General features: G+C 39.4%; 14 protein-coding genes, 15 tRNA genes and 1 rRNA gene. 1 reads left to right on the forward strand and 29 read right to left on the reverse strand.

Features of this window, described 5'->3' with window-relative positions; all coding sequences use genetic code 11:
- Window positions 1–33: 33 nt before the first annotated feature.
- The 24 genes from PV403_RS13130 to rrf form a co-directional block, all read right to left on the reverse strand.
- Complete coding sequence (locus PV403_RS13130; RefSeq protein ID WP_332084946.1) at window positions 34–462, reverse strand: DUF3021 family protein; 429 nt, start codon at window positions 460–462, stop codon at window positions 34–36.
- Between the two features lie 13 nt (window positions 463–475).
- Window positions 476–922, reverse strand: coding sequence for a LytTR family DNA-binding domain-containing protein (locus PV403_RS13135; RefSeq protein WP_332084947.1), 447 nt, complete (start codon window positions 920–922; stop codon window positions 476–478).
- A 260-nt stretch (window positions 923–1,182) separates the two neighbouring features.
- Window positions 1,183–2,055 carry a hypothetical protein gene (locus PV403_RS13140; RefSeq protein WP_332084948.1) on the reverse strand — a complete coding sequence of 291 codons (873 nt, stop codon included), beginning with the start codon at window positions 2,053–2,055 and terminating at the stop codon, window positions 1,183–1,185.
- 571 nt (window positions 2,056–2,626) lie between these two features.
- A complete protein-coding gene (locus tag PV403_RS13145; RefSeq protein WP_332084949.1) occupies window positions 2,627–3,430 on the reverse strand; it encodes a divergent polysaccharide deacetylase family protein in 804 nt (267 codons plus the stop codon).
- A gap of 447 nt (window positions 3,431–3,877) precedes the next feature.
- Window positions 3,878–4,390, reverse strand: coding sequence for a DUF3189 family protein (locus PV403_RS13150; RefSeq protein WP_332084950.1), 513 nt, complete (start codon window positions 4,388–4,390; stop codon window positions 3,878–3,880).
- A gap of 409 nt (window positions 4,391–4,799) precedes the next feature.
- Entirely contained in the window at window positions 4,800–5,933 is a 1,134-nt protein-coding gene (locus tag PV403_RS13155; RefSeq protein WP_332084951.1) for an ABC transporter permease, read from the reverse strand.
- Window positions 5,930–7,063, reverse strand: coding sequence for an ABC transporter permease (locus PV403_RS13160; RefSeq protein ID WP_332084952.1), 1,134 nt, complete (start codon window positions 7,061–7,063; stop codon window positions 5,930–5,932). Before PV403_RS13160 ends, PV403_RS13155 begins: the two co-directional genes overlap by 4 nt.
- A gap of 20 nt (window positions 7,064–7,083) precedes the next feature.
- Complete coding sequence (locus PV403_RS13165; protein ID WP_332084953.1) at window positions 7,084–8,016, reverse strand: ABC transporter ATP-binding protein; 933 nt, start codon at window positions 8,014–8,016, stop codon at window positions 7,084–7,086.
- Window positions 8,017–8,970: 954 nt separating this feature from the next.
- Window positions 8,971–9,041: transfer RNA gene (locus PV403_RS13170), tRNA-Gly, on the reverse strand.
- A gap of 11 nt (window positions 9,042–9,052) precedes the next feature.
- Window positions 9,053–9,126, reverse strand: a tRNA-Pro gene (locus PV403_RS13175).
- A gap of 8 nt (window positions 9,127–9,134) precedes the next feature.
- A tRNA-Leu gene (locus PV403_RS13180) sits at window positions 9,135–9,214 on the reverse strand.
- A 22-nt stretch (window positions 9,215–9,236) separates the two neighbouring features.
- Window positions 9,237–9,313, reverse strand: a tRNA-Arg gene (locus PV403_RS13185).
- Between the two features lie 88 nt (window positions 9,314–9,401).
- Window positions 9,402–9,482 (reverse strand) — tRNA-Leu (locus PV403_RS13190).
- A 10-nt stretch (window positions 9,483–9,492) separates the two neighbouring features.
- Window positions 9,493–9,568 (reverse strand) — tRNA-Lys (locus tag PV403_RS13195).
- Between the two features lie 11 nt (window positions 9,569–9,579).
- Window positions 9,580–9,654, reverse strand: a tRNA-Gln gene (locus tag PV403_RS13200).
- A gap of 20 nt (window positions 9,655–9,674) precedes the next feature.
- A tRNA-His gene (locus PV403_RS13205) sits at window positions 9,675–9,747 on the reverse strand.
- A gap of 31 nt (window positions 9,748–9,778) precedes the next feature.
- A tRNA-Trp gene (locus PV403_RS13210) sits at window positions 9,779–9,852 on the reverse strand.
- Between the two features lie 6 nt (window positions 9,853–9,858).
- A tRNA-Tyr gene (locus tag PV403_RS13215) sits at window positions 9,859–9,944 on the reverse strand.
- Between the two features lie 9 nt (window positions 9,945–9,953).
- Window positions 9,954–10,029 (reverse strand) — tRNA-Thr (locus PV403_RS13220).
- 88 nt (window positions 10,030–10,117) lie between these two features.
- Window positions 10,118–10,193: transfer RNA gene (locus tag PV403_RS13225), tRNA-Val, on the reverse strand.
- A gap of 8 nt (window positions 10,194–10,201) precedes the next feature.
- A tRNA-Glu gene (locus PV403_RS13230) sits at window positions 10,202–10,273 on the reverse strand.
- Between the two features lie 2 nt (window positions 10,274–10,275).
- A tRNA-Asn gene (locus PV403_RS13235) sits at window positions 10,276–10,351 on the reverse strand.
- Window positions 10,352–10,355: 4 nt separating this feature from the next.
- Window positions 10,356–10,431: transfer RNA gene (locus tag PV403_RS13240), tRNA-Ala, on the reverse strand.
- A 49-nt stretch (window positions 10,432–10,480) separates the two neighbouring features.
- Window positions 10,481–10,597: ribosomal RNA gene (rrf, locus tag PV403_RS13245) — 5S ribosomal RNA — on the reverse strand.
- A gap of 419 nt (window positions 10,598–11,016) precedes the next feature.
- Here rrf and PV403_RS13250 point away from each other — a divergent pair.
- On the forward strand, window positions 11,017–11,502 hold the full coding sequence (locus PV403_RS13250) for a copper amine oxidase N-terminal domain-containing protein (protein WP_332084954.1): 486 nt from the start codon (window positions 11,017–11,019) through the stop codon (window positions 11,500–11,502).
- A 538-nt stretch (window positions 11,503–12,040) separates the two neighbouring features.
- Here the strand turns inward: PV403_RS13250 and PV403_RS13255 are convergent.
- The 5 genes from PV403_RS13255 to PV403_RS13275 form a co-directional block, all read right to left on the reverse strand.
- Window positions 12,041–13,309: a cytosine deaminase gene (locus PV403_RS13255; RefSeq protein WP_332084955.1), complete on the reverse strand. Its 1,269-nt coding sequence runs from the start codon at window positions 13,307–13,309 to the stop codon at window positions 12,041–12,043.
- Complete coding sequence (gene codB, locus PV403_RS13260; protein WP_332084956.1) at window positions 13,278–14,555, reverse strand: cytosine permease; 1,278 nt, start codon at window positions 14,553–14,555, stop codon at window positions 13,278–13,280. Before codB ends, PV403_RS13255 begins: the two co-directional genes overlap by 32 nt.
- Window positions 14,556–15,019: 464 nt before the next feature.
- The gene (locus PV403_RS13265; protein ID WP_332084957.1) at window positions 15,020–15,991 is read right to left on the reverse strand and encodes a 3-oxoacyl-[acyl-carrier-protein] synthase III C-terminal domain-containing protein; all 972 of its coding nucleotides are present in this window, start codon (window positions 15,989–15,991) and stop codon (window positions 15,020–15,022) included.
- 14 nt (window positions 15,992–16,005) lie between these two features.
- Window positions 16,006–16,365, reverse strand: a complete 360-nt coding sequence (locus tag PV403_RS13270; RefSeq protein WP_332084958.1) for a hypothetical protein — start codon at window positions 16,363–16,365, stop codon at window positions 16,006–16,008.
- 261 nt (window positions 16,366–16,626) lie between these two features.
- The gene (locus PV403_RS13275) at window positions 16,627–17,850 is read right to left on the reverse strand and encodes an RNA polymerase sigma factor (RefSeq protein WP_332084959.1); all 1,224 of its coding nucleotides are present in this window, start codon (window positions 17,848–17,850) and stop codon (window positions 16,627–16,629) included.
- Window positions 17,851–17,977 lie beyond the last annotated feature (127 nt).

Consider the following 17,977-nt stretch of genomic DNA (forward strand, 5'->3'; position numbering starts at 1 on the left):
GGATTTATTTAGGTTCTGTTTATGTATATCTTCTTAAACCTCTTTTTTAAATGTCTTTAGTCTTTCATTGATCTTTTGAGCTTCCTTTTTGTCGCTCTTATATGACAGTATGCGAACGATAGCATATACTGCGGCAATTTCCAAAGCCAATAATAGGATATCAAATGTATTGTGTACGAGATTCAATATAACACTCAGAGAAATTAAAAAAGCTTCCAGAAAAAGAAAATGGAAAATCACACGGAGACGCATTTTATTTTCGCTAATCGCATGCGGTGTATATAAAATGATTCCAGTCAAAGCACCTAGAAAAGAGAAAGCCATAATTATAAAAATCGTCTTTAATTCGAAATTTGCATCAGGAGCATAGATTTGCCGTAAAATAGTGATGATTATAATGATGGAGCCAAATATAGTTAAGAAATCTCTAACCATTTCTTTAATGAGCTCGGAATACTTCATATAGGTTCCCCTTTTATAATCCAAGTATGTGTTTAAGCGTGGGCACATATTGCCGTGATATGACTACCTTCTCCCCGTTGTCCAATAATGCTTGGAAACGACCGCTAATCGACGGATGAATACTGGAAATCTTCGCTATATTGAGAATGGTAGATTTGGAAGCACGAAAACAATGTATCCCTTTGCAAAGTTCCTCTAGTTCATAAAGCTTTTGTTTTACTTCATGAACGTTATCCTTACAATACGCAAACACTTTTCCGTCAACAGCTTCAAAATAATAAATATCACTAATTTTAATGCGGCTGATCTTATCCTCATAATAACCGAGTATAACAAGTGTTTCGGTTTTTATTTTATTAACGAGCGCATGTATCTCTTCGTCTGCTTGGTGACATCTGATGAGGATTTCTTCTTCTTCTGTATGGTCTATTACTTCGACTAGAATTTTGATGAATATCACCCTCGGGAATTTGAGATATAACGTTAATCATACACCGAAACGCCCCTTTACTTCTTAAATAACATATTCATTATGAAAAAAAAGACAATCGATCTGGTACCGCGGGGTCAGGTCACCTTATGTTGCAATGAAGTTTCGAGAAGGCCAATTGAACGAACTTGGCTCCTTCTCTTCTGAGGTGCTTACGAGTTTGAAATAAATCTAAAGGGGTTGGATGATTATTTGTTATTTTCAATATATCACAAATTACGAACAAGAGATTACCATGACGATAGTTCTGTCCGTTTCCAGTTATCCTCAGCAACACAAACATATACATGGTTATCATCCCACGCCATCTGTCCCTGGCTACAGGCGCTACTAGACGAAGCGGGTGTATACTTCTCTCGAATACGCAGTTTGTCCCCATTTATATCGAGCTTAGTGTCAGGATCATTCGTGCCAATTCCGATATTACCATTGGTACGTTGTATGCTGAGCGGGGAATCGATTACTTCACCATTATCGTCGTAACGGATAAACTGTAGGTTGGATCCCGTATTATCACCCGATTCTTTTGAACTATCTGCCCGCACAACCCATCTCGGTGTCGTTTCATTCTCCTTACCGGATACACTTAACTCAATATCTCTATTTGACCCCTTCTCCCCAGCTACACGCAAGACCCCGTTCATCACATTGAAGTTGGATGAATGAGTACGGATCTCGCTTATATCGGTATCGAATGGAATTTCAAATCGGGTGAACAGTTGGTTGGCATATTGGCCAGTCGGTGACATTGTCGTCTCGAACGAGATATGTTTATGATCGTGTTGCTCCGGATTGTTTGCCTTGTCGTGAGAAATAATTGCTGTCTTGTTCTTGCCCTCCTCATCGACCCAGACAATCGCTGGTTTAGCTCTTTCCGCCGTCCATTGCAGCCGGATTAGATCTGATTGATGTCCTTCCTGCTCAATCCACTTCTTATCAGTGGACAAATGCAGCCGATCATTGTGTGGAATCATAATATCGTTGCCATTTTGCACGGCTTGTCCAAGCGTTGACTCCCCTCCTTGCTTCTGCTCCGCACATCCTGCACCAAGCAAACAAACGCCCCCTAATATAACGGTTACTGCCAATGTCTTTAATTTCATTTTGTATTTTCCTCCGTTTATCGATATGAATCGACTTCATTTCGTATTTGTGTAAAAAAGACCCTGTCTGATCGTAGTATATACATTACGCTGCGTACACCCATTTCATCAAAATTCCCGGAAAAATGATTCTTTTCGTCTATAAAATCTCGGCCAAAATTTGTCGATGCCCATTACTATAGGACTCATTTTAATGTGAATTGCTCCAATAAAAATTTAAGTAATAATCGAAAAAGTCATAGGACTATTTTCAGAATTTTGTAATCGTTAGGAGTCATTTTGATTAAAAGACAAAAAAAAGACCGTCTTTTGACAGTCTTGTTCTTGAATGAGAAGCTACCCCTTTATTGAATAAAGTATTATAAACTTTTCCATATTTCTTTCATATTTAGAACAATCTGACCCAAGATACACCCGGCCCCACATTCTAATCCACATTTTTGATTTGCCCAGTAGGCTAGCTCTAATGAAAGCGTTTGTGTTCAGTAATTCATTAACTTAACTGTCAGGATTGTAGCGATCAGCTAAAAATAAAGCCGCCTATAATGTGATTTCAATAAGCTTAGAAGTTTTATTTATTATTGGTCGGTAAATGATTGTCTCGGTCCCATTTCCATACCTGATTCACCATTTCACTAATACTTATAGTTTCAATTTTACCGGACCAACGGGTGACAGAGTCTCTAATCACGTCTGCAGTTAGTGGTCCTGCTGCTCCTACATGACCGATCGTGACACAAGTATCCTGTTTCTCAAGCATCTTTTCTATAAGCTTCATTTGCCCAGAGATATGTTTTGCAGTACGATGATCGTCCAAGAAAATTTCATTCTCTATCGGAGGCAGTCCTTTTTGTAAAGCCAGTTCTGAAACGACAGATTGATAATCTGTCTTACTGTCAACAAAAAAGAGGCCCCTCTCTTTACATACATCAAGAACGATGGACATAATACGTCGATCTTTTGTGATTTTAGATCCCATATGATTATTCATACCAATTGCATAGGGGACATTATCAATAGCTGCCTCCACTTTACTTCTTACTTCCTCATCTGAAAGATCAGCGGTTATAGCTCCCGGCCCCAACCAATTACTTCTTCCTGTGTTGGGTTCCATCGGCATATGAACCAGTATATCGATTCCTTTTTGGTGAGCAAGCTCGGCATCTCTTTTCGTTGTAGGTAGAAAAGGCATGATTGCTACGTTTACCTTTGTAGGAAGATTTAAAATTTCTTCGGTTCCTTTCATGCCATTTCCTAAATCATCAATAATAATAGCGACTTTTTTAACAGGATCTGCATAGATATTTGTGCTTATGGAACTCAATACTCCAATAATGAGTATCAGGGCAACTACAATCAGCTTTTTAGTTGTCATTTTTCACAATCCTTTTTGTGTTTTTTATTAATGATGAATACATTATTGGAGAATACACAAGAAAATATGTGAGTTGTGATTAAAACAATGTACTTTGTTTGTACGATTGCCACCTCCTACAAAGTAAATCAACTCCACTCTCGAATTCAAAAATTAAAACCACTTGATGGGCATCCCATACGAAACACAGCAGAAGATGTTAATATTCTGATCAAAGATATTGGACATGCAGTCGCTGCACCATTTGAAAAAAGTAGTTATAAATAATCATTATTTCAGGTTCTTGTTGCCGTTGATCGTGTGCACTTCCACTAAATCATGGTTTGAACAAGAACAATTGGCATGACAAAAACACTTCCCATGCATGTGCATGATGAAGTGTTTTTGTATTTTATAAATACTTGCTACTGAAAATCAACTAATTATTTATTTAAATAATAAATAATATTATTTGAATTTTTCATTTTCTAGAATGATTATATTTTCTTCATTAGAAGACTTCCCTGTTTGTTTCGTATTTTCAACCAATCGAAAAATTTGATCACAGCATTGTTTAGCTCCTAAAATTAATAATGGAACACCAATAAAATCTATTTTTAATCCTCTTGAGAAAAACCCTCCAATTGACATAACGATGGGAACCGTCGGTGAAGTATTAGAAAATATTATTTTTTCTTGAAAATGGTGCTTGCTTTCTAGTAATAAAATTAAGTCTTTCAATGCGGGAACAACAAGTTTGGAGGATTTTCGTCCTATTGTATATACCGAATCTCCATTTTCATCTATTCCGTGAAAAATGATTTTTCCTGAATCCTCTTTAGTTAGTTTGTTGAAATATGTAACATTTAATATTTCTTCTTTAGTTAATTTACGTTCTGACTGGGTTAATTCTTTTAAATGATACGCAGCTGCAAGAGCAGTTGTATGCGTACCACCATAATCATTATAGATATAAATCATGTTATCACCCTCATATTTTTATCTATAACTATTATGATCATTAATTTTAATTCCAATTCGGATGTTATTTGTTACATTCCGCGTGCCATGGCCGATTCAAGAAGCGGAACTTCAACTGGATACTTCTTTATCATCCTTTGCAGAAATTTTAGAATCTGCATACTGTCTTCTGTCCTGTTCGATTTTTTTCATTAACACTTCAATCGCGCAGGTTATACTTTTCACCAATACAAAAACCCCATCAAGGTAACACCCTCATTATTAAACATGGGAGCATTACTTGAAGGGTTTTGATTTGTTTCGCGTTATGAGGATAGAGTATTAATTGAAGTAAATTGAAGTTAATCTCAATGTCTATTTCATGAGTCACTTCCAGTCATTTCACATAACGAAAGGTTATTATGTTAACTCATCTCACCTTTTCTGACTTGATTGTAAACGACACGATCAATAACAAAGCAGAGAAGCCAATTAAGTACGACAATTCAATAATGGCACCGTTTAAACCTTTATCATACAACACCGTTTCTCCTGCTTGTAAAAACCAAGTTGTCGGCACAAAATCGCCAATTCGCTGCATAAAGTCTGGCATGATTTCTCTAGGCCAAAAACAGCCACCGAGCATCAGCATTGGGATATTGACCAAAGCTGTTAGCGAACTCACCATCAGTGCGTTTTTTGAAAATCTGCTGATTGCAACGCCAATGGCTACGCAAGCAAGAGCAAACGCAAGACAAACTGCCATGACTTCCAGTTGTTGAGCCAATGTTGATCCATAGGATATATCGACTAATTTCGGTAACAAACTGATTAATACGACAACCTGAATCGTGGCAACTAGGAAGCTTGCTATCATATGTTGTGAAAAATAACGAGAACGTGTCAGCGGTGTTGCAGTGATCCGATCATAGACTCCAGTTAGCTTATCCTCCAGAATTAAGCTTGTAGAGAAGGTAATCAAGAATAACATACCAAACGCGATATAACCTAAGGACAGAACCGCCGTGTTTACGTCTTTTTCAGATTTTTCAGAATTTCCAGTAGAGAAGCTCTTATATTCTGCAGCAAATGCATTCTTATTATAAGCTTCCATCCCCTTATAGAATGCATCTTCATTCCCGTTTGCAGCTGCCGCAATTTGTTTTGCTGAGGATATGTAACTCGATACGTATACTTGAACGGGCCTCGCCACATTAGACGCCTCAAGGGCAAAGCTCAGAGCAGATACATCTTTTCCTTCAAGCATCTCTGCAGTGAATCCCGCTGGAAAAGTAAAAGCACTGTCTAGTTTTTTGTTTACAATCAAGCCCTTTACATCATCACCAGGGGTCAGTAATGTTACATTGTATTTCTCCTGCATATCCGATATAAGATCCACTATGAATGGGGATGAATCTTGGTCCAGTATGCCTACATTATATTTTACATCTTTGGTTACCGTCGAAATCAAAAACATATTTAGCAGGATCGGAAGCACAAGCATAAATAAGATGTTTATTGGTTTTCGAAATATCCGTTCTATGCTGTTGAATAAGATCGTCATGCTCTCTTCCTCCTTGAAACCACAATGCTGATCACCGCAAATAACAAGGTGATAGCCAACATCTGTCCAATATTTACAAAAGCAGAACCTAGCTCGTCGTTATATACAACGTTGAATATCGCTGATTTTGCATAATAGCTTGGGGATATTGCTGCGATAGCTCCAAAATCAATAATAATAAACCCGCCAATAAGAAAAGTGGATACCAGAGTTACAATATTGGCAAGTGTGTCGGCCTTTACGGAATCCTTTATGATAATTGTCAATAGGCCACCGAGTGTCGTGGTTAATAAAGAGAACACAAACACGATCAAAACGATGACACCAAAGTGATTCCCCCAATCCACATCATATACATATTTGGTAAACAGGATAATCACCATCCCCTGTAAGAAGGTAACTAAGGAAAGACCTATCGTTTTGCCTAGATACTGTTCGAAAGGTTTAATCGGTGAAAGCTTGAGCCGATCACCCAATGTACCCAAATAGTCTTCTCCCATTCCTGCAGCGCCATATTCCTGACCACGCATCATAAACATCAGCAGCATTGCAATAGCGTAATATCCCATGGCTGTCGCCGATTTGGAATCGGTTAGAGGCTCTTCCTTCAAGCTGGTATCCGAATTCACTTGATCGATTTGTGTATTGCCCGACATGGTGGCGACTACGCCTGCGGTATTTAGCCCATTAATCAGACTATCCACGACATTCCGCACAACCGTTGTATCCACGCCCGAAGATTTGGCCAGAAATACTTCAACTGTTTTGCTTGATCCATCCGCTTCCCCTTGGTTCGAGAATCCTTCAGGAATATAAATAAACGCATCTGCCTCTTCAATATTTAGGATCTCTCGTCCTTCATCAAGAGAAAGCACTTGATCGAACTCTGCCAGTGAGCTAATTTCTTTCGCACCGATCATAGAACTAATGAACATTTCACCAAGTTGACCAGAATCTTCATTGCTATAAACGATCCTTACTTTATCCAAAGAGGTGACATTAAATTGGTCTTTAAACGCAGTACCTAATATTAAAATAATTAATAAAAAACTGAGCAATCTAATGAAAATCGGTTTAGGGTCAATCAAGATCCGTTTTGCCGAATAAAAAATTTGAGTGAGTATATTCATCGTTTCATCACCGTCCCGGATTAGTCTCTCAGTTTTTTACCAGTCAACTGCAAGAATACCGTCTCCAGATTCGGTTTTTCCAGTGTCATGGACTTAATTTTAAATTCTTTCCGAATCAGATTCTCCAATATCCCCGTAAGAAACCGTTCATCTTTTTCCAAGTGAATGTCGAGTACTCCGTTTATGTTGTTGCAAGCGGTGACACCTTCCGACTCTTTAATTACCGAAACAGCTGCGTCCGAATTCGATGCAAGCTCCAGACTTAAGCGATTTCCCGTTGAAATGGAATCAATCAGCTCATCTATACTTCCGAGTGCGATTACTTTTCCGAAATCCATAATGGCAACTCGTTCACAGATGGCTTCGATCTCTTCCATGTAATGTGTTGTATAGATGATGGTCATCCCATTTTGATTCATAATTTTAATCGATTCCAGAATATTGTTGCGTGATTGGGGATCTACTCCAACCGTAGGTTCATCCATAAAAAGAATACGCGGCTTATGTACAATCGCACAAGCGATGTTCAGACGTCTTTTCATGCCACCCGAAAAAGTCTTAGCAATACCTTTTCTTCTATCCCATAATCCAGTAAACTCAAGTGCTTCCTGTACGGATGTATGTAGCTCTTTGCCTCGAAGTCCATACAACTTACCCCAATACGTTACATTATCGATGGCACTTAAGGTTTCGAAAAAAGCCAAGTCCTGCGGTACATATCCGACAGATCGTTTGATTTCTCTTGCATGCTTGGAAAAGTCCTTACCAAACATTTTTACTGTGCCATTGTTGACTTTTAATAAGCCCAGTAACGTGTTCATCGTTGTTGATTTTCCTGCACCGTTTGGTCCGAGCAGTCCAAATATTTCACCTTCATGAATACTCAGATCAACACCATCTACAGCTGTGTAATCTTTGTACCTTTTGACCAGACCCGTTACTTCTATGATCATCTGAATTTCCTCCTCAAACATTTCAGTACGTGATTGATGATATCTGAAGCGATAAAGAACATGTGCGAGTACCCCATTAGTCAAAGATGGGGACACTCACGCATTTACGATTTCATATGAATTTCTTAAATCCGTTATAAGAGATTTAAGAAATTCGATATCGTCTCCGTATTATGTAAAAATCCTTAGAGCTCTTTTTGATTATGTTCATGCTGTGCATATTAACACAAGAATGTACAGAAGATAGAATTCGATGTGAATGAATTAGCAAAAACAACCTTATCCCCGCATGGTAATACGTAGATAAGGTTACTTCGTTCCACATTATTTGAAATACTTTATTCTTGCTAAATTTATTGTAGTATACCAGATAAATTTCTTTAAATTATAAATCTAAAGATTTAAGGTAATATTCCTTTACAGTGGTCTTATTTTAGAGTAAAGGTAGTTTATTCATATAGGAACGTGAATTTGATGGATATGTGTGAAGTAGATAAGTACGGCTACATTTTATTATTGTGAAATATTCATATAGTGTATTTTTCATATTATATTATAAAAACAACCCCAAGCCTCTGAATGGATCTAATAGGCTTGGGGTTTAAGAGATAAAGAAATGCGAAAAATGACTTACTGTAAAATATGACAATACTACACACAAGTCAATTTTCACTGTAAACTTTTTAATTTATAATATCCTGCTTTGTAAGCTTTTTTTATCTTGTCGTTGTATACAAGGATTAATCCATTAAATACAGGTCTATGCTCATTTTGGAACTTCAATAGCAGTCACCTCTTCAAAGGAATCAACTATTTCAGCTTCCTCGCTTTTAGGTGTTAGGTGTGTATCGGTATCTAGCCTGAAAAAGAACAACCCAAATAGTTCAATACTTACTCTCTGTAAAAGTAGAAATATAAAAACCCCTTCGCTTTCGCAAAGAGGTTTACTAATGAAGCGGGTGATGGGAATCGAACCCACGCTATCAGCTTGGAAGGCTGAAGTTCTACCATTGAACTACACCCGCGTATATAAATATCGGGATGACACGATTTGAACATGCGACCCCCTGGTCCCAAACCAGGTGCTCTACCAAGCTGAGCTACATCCCGATAATAAATGCCGGTGAAGGGACTCGAACCCCCACGGTTTCCCTCACGATTTTGAGTCGCGCGCGTCTGCCAATTCCGCCACACCGGCTTGCTTCTTATTTTAAATATAATGGCGCGCCCTGAGAGATTCGAACTCCCGGCCTTTTGATTCGTAGTCAAACGCTCTATCCAGCTGAGCTAAGGGCGCAAAAAATATAAAAGCAGACGACGGAAATCAGCGACTCTTGCCTGGCAAGGCAAAGGTCAACCGCTGATCCATGTCCGCAATTAAAAGATGCGCGTGAAGGGACTCGAACCCCCACGTCAAAGACGCTAGATCCTAAGTCTAGTGCGTCTGCCAATTCCGCCACACGCGCATATATATGATGGTGAGCCATGAAGGACTCGAACCTTCGACACCCTGATTAAAAGTCAGGTGCTCTACCAACTGAGCTAATGGCTCGTACTATAAAATGGCTGGGAATATAGGATTTGAACCTATGCATGACGGAGTCAAAGTCCGTTGCCTTACCGCTTGGCTAATCCCCAACAGCGATAAGTTGTACAAGGGCGATCGATGGGACTTGAACCCACGAATGCCGGAGCCACAATCCGGTGCGTTAACCCCTTCGCCACGACCGCCATATATTATCATTCTTTACTATTATGAAATTGGCAGGGGCAGCAGGAATTGAACCCACACCAACGGTTTTGGAGACCGTTGTTCTACCTTTAAACTATGCCCCTAAAAACTGGTGGAGGATGATGGATTCGAACCACCGAACCCGTAAGGGAGCAGATTTACAGTCTGATGCGTTTGGCCACTTCGCTAATCCTCCATATGAAACTGGTGCCGGCGAGAGGACTTGAACCCCCAACCTACTGATTACAAGTCAGTTGCTCTACCAGTTGAGCTACACCGGCTAATTAATTCGATTATACCATACTCCATATAATGGGAGCTAGGATAAATTAGTTGAATTCACAGGATTTCATCCTGCATTATTTGGTATGGTGGAGATTGAGGGGATCGAACCCCCGACCCTCTGCTTGTAAGGCAGATGCTCTCCCAGCTGAGCTAAATCTCCATATAAAGTGACCCGTAGGGGATTCGAACCCCTGTTACCTCCGTGAAAGGGAGGTGTCTTAACCCCTTGACCAACGGGCCGCTGGCTCCCCGAACAGGACTCGAACCTGTGACAACTCGATTAACAGTCGAGTGCTCTACCAACTGAGCTATCAGGGAATATTGGTGGAGCCAAGCGGGATCGAACCGCTGACCTCCTGCTTGCAAGGCAGGCGCTCTCCCAGCTGAGCTATGGCCCCTCATCGTTAAATAAATGATTCAGTAAACATATAACCTAATAGGTTATTCGCTTGGCGGCGTCCTACTCTCCCAGGACCCTGCGGTCCAAGTACCATCGGCGCTGGAGGGCTTAACGGTCGTGTTCGGGATGGGTACGTGTGGAACCCCTCCGCTATCGCCACCAAACATGATTTTTGCGCTGTGATATCTTCAGTGAATACTCACCAGCAAAATATCAGACCTTAGAAAGGACATGCAGCTTAAAATCTTCCGGATTTATAATTTATCATATTTTAAAAACATATTCAACTAGTAATAAAAACCATCGAACACAATGAATTAAATATCTTTAATTACTGCATCAGACACACATTTATAATTGTCTTTTTCTTAAGAGGACATAAATAATATATCATCTTGAACAGCGTTTTTCTAATTGTAAATTATACCTTTTATTTAGGAAAAATGTGGTGTCGCACACTTCAAATCATCGCCATCCTAATTGAAAAGATATTTATATAAAATGATAAGATTTGTCGCATGGCGAAACCAAGTAATGTAACTACAATCAATTTTTTAGCGTCTTTCATTATATACATTTACAAATGGAGGCGATAAAAATAAAGAAGAAACTGTTCATCTCACTTTTTGTGGTTGTTTTTTCTCTTAGCATCGTGGTTGGTTTAGCTTTTGCTAAAGGGAGCGTTAAGATCGTGGTTAACGGTCAACAAGTTACTTCAGATGTAGCTCCTCAGATCGTCAATAACCGAGTAATGGTGCCTTTAAGTGTGGTAGCAAAGGCATTAGATGCGAATGTAGGTTGGAACCAAAAGAATCAAACGGTAACTATCAATGACAAAGCGATACCTTCTCAGGAAGATATATGGAAACAAGATCTTGATTTCATTGGTAGTGGTTGGGCAAGTCTTAGAAACATTATTGGAACATTTATGATTGGTTTCGATGAAATTTTAAAAGGAGAAATGCGGGATTTTGTAATAACTAATCGGAAAATTGAAACTATGAAAAAAGTAGACTTTTTCAACGTCGATGAATATACGGTTTTCCCAGGTCTTTCGTATTCAAAATAATAAGGAGTTCTTCTATTTGCTAAATTATCGACTTTGTAATTTTCTCTTCTTAATTGTAAGAAAGGTTGTGGAATGTGTTGAACAGGAAATTTCTATTGAGTTTTTTATTAAGTTTTATTTATGTCATCGTTTTTTATTTTGGCGCGTATGGCTTGATGTTAATTGGTATCATAGATGATGGTTTTTTTATATTAAATCATGTATTTGTCGGTTTTTATCAATGGCTTTATTTGGTACCACTTATCATTTATCTAAAAAAGAGAAACAGAGTATTTACAGGTTACCTTATAGGTGGAATATGTGTAACTTGTTTAAACATCGCGTTGATTGTATGGATATTATTAGACCCCTCCAAATTCTTTTAAATCAGCCATTTAAACAAATAACTTACCAGATAACATAAATTTGAATATATCAACCCCCCCCCTCTTGTATGCAGAAAGAGTTCGCGGTATGCGGTCTCTTTTTACCCTGCCTACAAAGTGGGGGTTTTGATTAATGTGCAAGCTATGCTTGATGCATTGCATGCTTCCTTAAATTATTTATTGAAAGTGACTTTCTCCGAACCATTCTCGAGAATGATCGATGTGTCCCGAGGTTTTGTTTCGGCAATTTTGCGGCCGCCTCTGAATGAGTAAAGCACTGCAGCCTGTTTACGGATCGCCTCATATTCATTCTCTGCTTCAAGAACGATGAAGTTCGCAGGTTTACCTTCTTCAATACCGTACATATCCTCGATATGCAGCGTTCTTGCGCTATTTTTCGTAATAAGATCAATTGAATTCACGATTTGATCGTAACCAAGCAGCTGAGAAGCATGAATACCCATGTGCAGTACTTGAAGCATGTTGCCTGTACCAAGCGGATACCATGGATCAAAGATATCATCGTGTCCGAAGCACACATTAAGACCGGCTTCTTGCAGCTCTTTGACGCGAGTCAGCCCTCTTCTTTTCGGATACGTGTCGAAACGTCCTTGCAAGTGGATGTTGACCAGCGGATTGGATACGAAATTCAGGTCCGCCATCTTAAGTAGTCTGAACAATTTATAAGTGTAAGCATCATTATAAGATCCCATTGCCGTCGTGTGGCTTGCTGTTGTACGGGAACCTAAGCCACGTTCGTAAGCTTCTTTAGCTACGACTTCTAAGAAACGGGATTGTTCGTCATCGATTTCGTCGCAATGAATGTCGATAAGACGGTCGTATTTTTCAGCAAGGTCAAACGCAACCTTCATTGAATCCACGCCGTATTCTCTCGTAAATTCGAAGTGCGGGATACCCCCGACCACGTCAACGCCCATTTTCAGCGCCTCTTCCATTAGTTCTACGCCGTTCGGGTAGGAGTGAATGCCTTCCTGTGGGAAAGCGACAAGCTGGATGTCAACATATGGTGCCATTTCTTCTTTCACTTCGAGCATCGCTTTAACTGCAGTCAGGCTTGGATCAGTCACGTCTACATGCGTCCGTACATGCTGAATGCCTTGTGCGATCTGCCATTTCAGTGCTGTTTTGGAACGTGTTTTAACGTCCTCATGTGTCAGAAATGCCTTACGTTCGGACCAACGCTGGATACCTTCGAACAATGTTCCGCTCAAATTCCATTCTGGCTCGCCTGCAGTTAACGTTGTATCCAGATGAATATGTGGTTCGATGAATGGCGGCAGCACAAGCGCGCCGCTCACATCAATTACTTCCTCATTCGTTGTTACTTCCAAAGATTGCGTGATTTTTTCAAACTTTCCGTCTTTTACAACGATATTCCATAGACCTTCTTTACCCCGCAATTTTGCGTTCTGTATAATCATTTAAATTCCCCATTTCTTTGGATTCTTTCGCAGGAACGATCAGCATTAACCCGATGTAAGCTACTGCGGTTCCGATTAGTGCATTAAGTGGTGTAATTCCTGGGGCCAGCTGAGCAAAGGCTACACCGACAGCCCAAGCAGCCATCGCTACCCAGTTTACATTTTTGAACGTCATTTCGGCAAACGGTTTATAGTTTCTACGCTTCACGAAGAAGTAGTCCGCGATGATGATTGCCCCGATGGAAGGAATCGCTGCGCCCAGCACATTTAGGAAACCAACAAAATTGTTATACATCCACATAGCAAACACAGTACCCACAATGCCGTTTACGATAACGAAGAACTTTTTCGAGATTTTAGTGATATTCGCAAAGCCCAGTCCGGAAGCGTAAAGAGCGTTATCGTTAGTCGTCCAAATATTCAGTCCCAATACGATGATGGCAGGAACGATCAACCCTTGCAGGAACATAACCTCCGAGATATCTGATAGGTTATATGCCATTGCGCCGACTGCTCCGAACAGGAACATGAGCGAGTTTCCTAAGAAGAACGAGATAACTGTAGCGGTAACCGCCTGTTTAGATGTTTGAGAAAAACGTGCAAAATCTGGCGTCAACGTACCGCCGCTAATGAATGATCCAATACAAATCGTTAATGCAGCTGCTACGGTCAGCGACTCTGCTGGCTTGTAATCTAACAAACCTTGTAGACCGCCCAGTGTGTCTATTCCTTCAAACACGGAGTAACCGCCAAGAATGGCAATTGCAGGAACCGCAATATACCCAAGAATTACGAGTGACTTGATACCGAAAATAGCTGTTGCTGTCATTGCTAAACCAAATATGAAGATCAGCAGATACACGTTCCAATCCATCGCTTTAGCGACGGGAACAGCGAACATCGCTACGCCGACACCGAACCATCCCACCTGTGTAAAGCCGAGCAGGAACGACGGAAGGTAAGATCCTTTGCTACCAAACGAATACTTTGCTAATAAATGTGTGGAAAGACCCGTTTTGGCAGCGATATGTGCTAACGCCCCTGTATATATGCCTAGAATCAAGTTACCGCCAAGCACAATTCCCATGAACTCCATGAACGTCAAGCTGACTCCAAGTGTTCCCCCTGCCAGCATGCTTGCCGAAAAGAAAGTGAACGCGAGCATAACGGAGAACATCTTTCTAAAATTGTTTCTGTGCGTTTGCGGCACCTCTTGCCATGAAAATTCTTGATCTTGTTTACTCATCAGAATACCTCCAGCTTAAAGTCTCCTGATACCAAAAAGCAGAAAAAAGAGGCTACTCGTCAAGTCTTAAACTGACAAGTAGCCTCTTTTTTTCATCATAATCCGCGCGAAGACGCAGAGCATCCCTGACGGAATATGCCCTGATTCTCGCGTGATTATAAAATCCGCTGCCCTTGCCAGCCTCTCTGGACTGAATTAAAGGTACCAGTATTCAATTACATTTTATTATTTTAGAAAATCTTTCGAATGTCAATGTCATTATTATCCATTAATTAATGAGAACTATTCACTTCTAAAAAAAGGAGTAAAAAGATTACTAATGGAATCAGTGGTTTTTTACATGAAAGTTGTTACGGGTACACAACAAAGAGGCTCACACTAATCGGAGAGCCTCTTGTTATGCTATATTCATTTGCTTATTAACGTAAGAAAACGACTCTTACATAAAATAACTGCTGCACTTTTTATAATCTTGCTAATAATCCACAGGAAGTAAAACCTGCTCCAACCGACCACATGATGTGGTGATCACCTTGCTTTAGCTTGCCATCTTCAATTGCATGATAAAGAGCAAGGAATGGACTTGTTGTTCCCGTATAAGCATATTTGTTACCTACATAGGTGAACTTTGATGAGTCCTCTTCTAATGCTTCTACTAAGTAATCAATCTTTGTCGAAAGTACCTGAGAGATTGAATAATGGGTGATGCCATCTTTGGTAAGACCATGATCTTTTAAAAGATCATTTATTACAGCAGGTGCCTTAGCAAACATGCTATCCACTTTATAGGAATCGGACACCTTTGTTTGAATTGTTTTTGAATTCTTAAATCCATGCTCAGGTAATACTAAATCTTCTGGTCTTTCAGAATGGGTAATATAAGAAGAGTCAATTAAACCGTAACCCTCTTCTTCTACTCTTTCTAAAATAATAGCACATGCAGCGTCACCACTTAAACCTATATGTACCAAGTTTTCAGGCTTATAGAAGTTGCCTACTTGCTCAGATCCAACGATAAGCGCGTATTTCATTTTTGGATTATGTAACATTGCTCTACTTACTTGATCATATGACACAACCATACCTGCACAATTCGCGTTCTGATCATAGATAGCACATTGATCTTTACCACCAATTGCTTTATGAACAAAAGCTGCATCGGTAGGTATATTGTACTCGTGAGTACCAGACGATATGGTTATCAGATCTAGCTGCTCACCACTCATATTTGCTGCTTGCAGTACTTTTTTAGTTGCTTCAATCGCCATCGTTACGGTGGTTTCTTGTTCATCTGCTAGATATCTTTTATCTCTTCCTAAATGGGTCCACATCCCAAGAAGTCTTTCTCGATCAGGCGAAGAAGAAGCCACTTCTTCATTCGTATATGAGTTCTCTGGATGATACACTGCAATCTGTTTTAATCTAACACTGGGCAATCAAAACACACTCCTTATAATCCTAGAATTGCTTTAGCTTCTTCCGTTGTTTTTACAAACTGACCTGTAAACCCTTCTACTTTTTTGGCCGTATTATGAAGCTGAATGTTAACAATTGTTTTCTTAGCTTCTACCATTATGCATCTTCCAAATTTAGAGTAGATCTCATAACACTCTGCTAAAACCGGTAGAATCTCTTGTTTAAATACAGCTAGATTCGTAGAATCAATAACAATCGTTTGATTTGCAATGTGTGGACCTAAAGTAGCTTTCAAATCAGCAACCTTTTGATTTGTTATCTCTAGGCTAGCGAACCCTTCAAGATCTACCCAAATAATATTACCTTCATTATAAAACTTTGTAGTTGCTTCCATTTTTAACATCTCCTTTTGTTTTTTTCTAATACGAGATATCGGTAACGAGCTTTTCTTAGTCCACCTCCTTAAAAAAAGACCTTTTTTCAATAAATGGTCATACAGAGAGGTTATCGGCATTTTTTAGTTTAAAGTGAAGATATTGTATTTAAAATCATGAATTATGTATTTTACACACTGATTAATGGATGATAATGGAGATTTTCTTTGTTTTTCCTAGCAAAAAAGCCTGGCTCGTAACCAGGCTCAAGATTACATAAATTACTGTTTGATATATTCTACCCACTGCTTATACAGTTCCGGCTTGGTACACTGAAAGATCCCTTCAAAATCATGAGGATTTCGAATGACTTTATTTAAAGCATCTATTCCGTACCGATCCATCACAAATTCCACCATCATATAAGAAAATTGAAATCCTTTCATCGTTTCAAAGTCCCAGGTATCGTTATCTAAATCATCAAAAGAAGGGATCGCCAAATTGCGAATGGCATCTTCCGTTGAACTTTTTATATAGTCTTTGGTCATCTGCTTGGCCTCGTATCCGCCTATTCCCTGTCTGATCCATTTGGGAGCAGAAGGATTAATATCTTCGATTAGCCACATGGTAAATAAATGAACAGCCCCTTTTAAAATAGACTCATAGGTATGATCAGGTCCAGGGTTTAGAGGAGAAACTATTTTCAGAATATGACCTTCATACGTTCCCATAAACCAACCCGGTGCACCTGGTTCTCCGACTGCATGATGGAATGCTTGCAGGTCAGGATAAATTTCAATAACGATTTTTTGAGAAGGTTGGTGATTGTACTTGCTTGTCACTCGTTCAACACTTATCTTTAATTCATCGAATAAGTCCTGATGCACCTTATTTAGACGTTCGTTTGTACCTTGACTGTCACCCTTATTAACAATGGAAATCATATCTTGAATAGACATGATGGCAATGTCCCCCCATTCTTTTAATTCTTTTCTTAGTTTCTCCAAAGCTCGGTATAATCTGTTCTTCACAGCACTCTCGCGCATTCCAACAATTTTGGATATTTCAGACAACGTGCAATCCACAAAAAAACGTAGTGCAATAATTTCCTGGTCAATCTCACTCAGTTTTCTTAACGCAGAACTAATATCAATTCGAATATCCACATGTTTCGTAAATTCAAGAGAGATTGACTGCGATTCATAATCTGTAAAATCAAATGGTGATTCTTTTTGCCGTGATAACCTGCGATATTCGTTCTTCACTGTATTCTGAGCAATCTTAAATATCCAAGTGAACAAATTAGAGTTGCCTTTAAAGCGGTGAAAGTTCTCAACAGCTTTTAAAAACACCTGTTGTGTCAAGTCATCTGCAGCCATCGGATTTACTTTCAGTGAGAAGTATTTGCGTATTCTCTCGCGATACTGCTCATACGTGTGATCGAAACTTGTAAAACTGTCCTGTTCATCCGGATAAACAGGATTGGTGTCATGAGCTCCTGACATGGTGTGAACCTCCTCTTGATTTACATTTAATTAGACACCGGAGAGAGTCAAAAAGCCACATATGAACAAAAAAATAAATTTATGCTCTAAGCATAAAGAAAAAAACACCCTGAAATTTGCAGGATGC

This window comes from Paenibacillus sp. GYB006, from assembly GCF_036577645.1.
Lineage (GTDB): Bacteria > Bacillota > Bacilli > Paenibacillales > Paenibacillaceae > Paenibacillus.

What these genes read in the sequence shown, in the direction of transcription:
- PV403_RS13130 (WP_332084946.1), bottom strand. Translation starts at nt 462, where the DNA reads ATGAAGTATTCCGAGCTCATTAAAGAAATGGTTAGAGATTTCTTAACT.
- PV403_RS13140 (WP_332084948.1), bottom strand. Translation starts at nt 2,055, where the DNA reads ATGAAATTAAAGACATTGGCAGTAACCGTTATATTAGGGGGCGTTTGT.
- PV403_RS13145 (WP_332084949.1), bottom strand. Translation starts at nt 3,430, where the DNA reads ATGACAACTAAAAAGCTGATTGTAGTTGCCCTGATACTCATTATTGGA.
- PV403_RS13150 (WP_332084950.1), bottom strand. Translation starts at nt 4,390, where the DNA reads ATGATTTATATCTATAATGATTATGGTGGTACGCATACAACTGCTCTT.
- PV403_RS13155 (WP_332084951.1), bottom strand. Translation starts at nt 5,933, where the DNA reads ATGACGATCTTATTCAACAGCATAGAACGGATATTTCGAAAACCAATA.
- PV403_RS13160 (WP_332084952.1), bottom strand. Translation starts at nt 7,063, where the DNA reads ATGAATATACTCACTCAAATTTTTTATTCGGCAAAACGGATCTTGATT.
- PV403_RS13165 (WP_332084953.1), bottom strand. Translation starts at nt 8,016, where the DNA reads ATGATCATAGAAGTAACGGGTCTGGTCAAAAGGTACAAAGATTACACA.
- PV403_RS13250 (WP_332084954.1), top strand. Translation starts at nt 11,017, where the DNA reads ATGGAGGCGATAAAAATAAAGAAGAAACTGTTCATCTCACTTTTTGTG.
- PV403_RS13255 (WP_332084955.1), bottom strand. Translation starts at nt 13,309, where the DNA reads ATGATTATACAGAACGCAAAATTGCGGGGTAAAGAAGGTCTATGGAAT.
- codB (WP_332084956.1), bottom strand. Translation starts at nt 14,555, where the DNA reads ATGAGTAAACAAGATCAAGAATTTTCATGGCAAGAGGTGCCGCAAACG.
- PV403_RS13270 (WP_332084958.1), bottom strand. Translation starts at nt 16,365, where the DNA reads ATGGAAGCAACTACAAAGTTTTATAATGAAGGTAATATTATTTGGGTA.
- PV403_RS13275 (WP_332084959.1), bottom strand. Translation starts at nt 17,850, where the DNA reads ATGTCAGGAGCTCATGACACCAATCCTGTTTATCCGGATGAACAGGAC.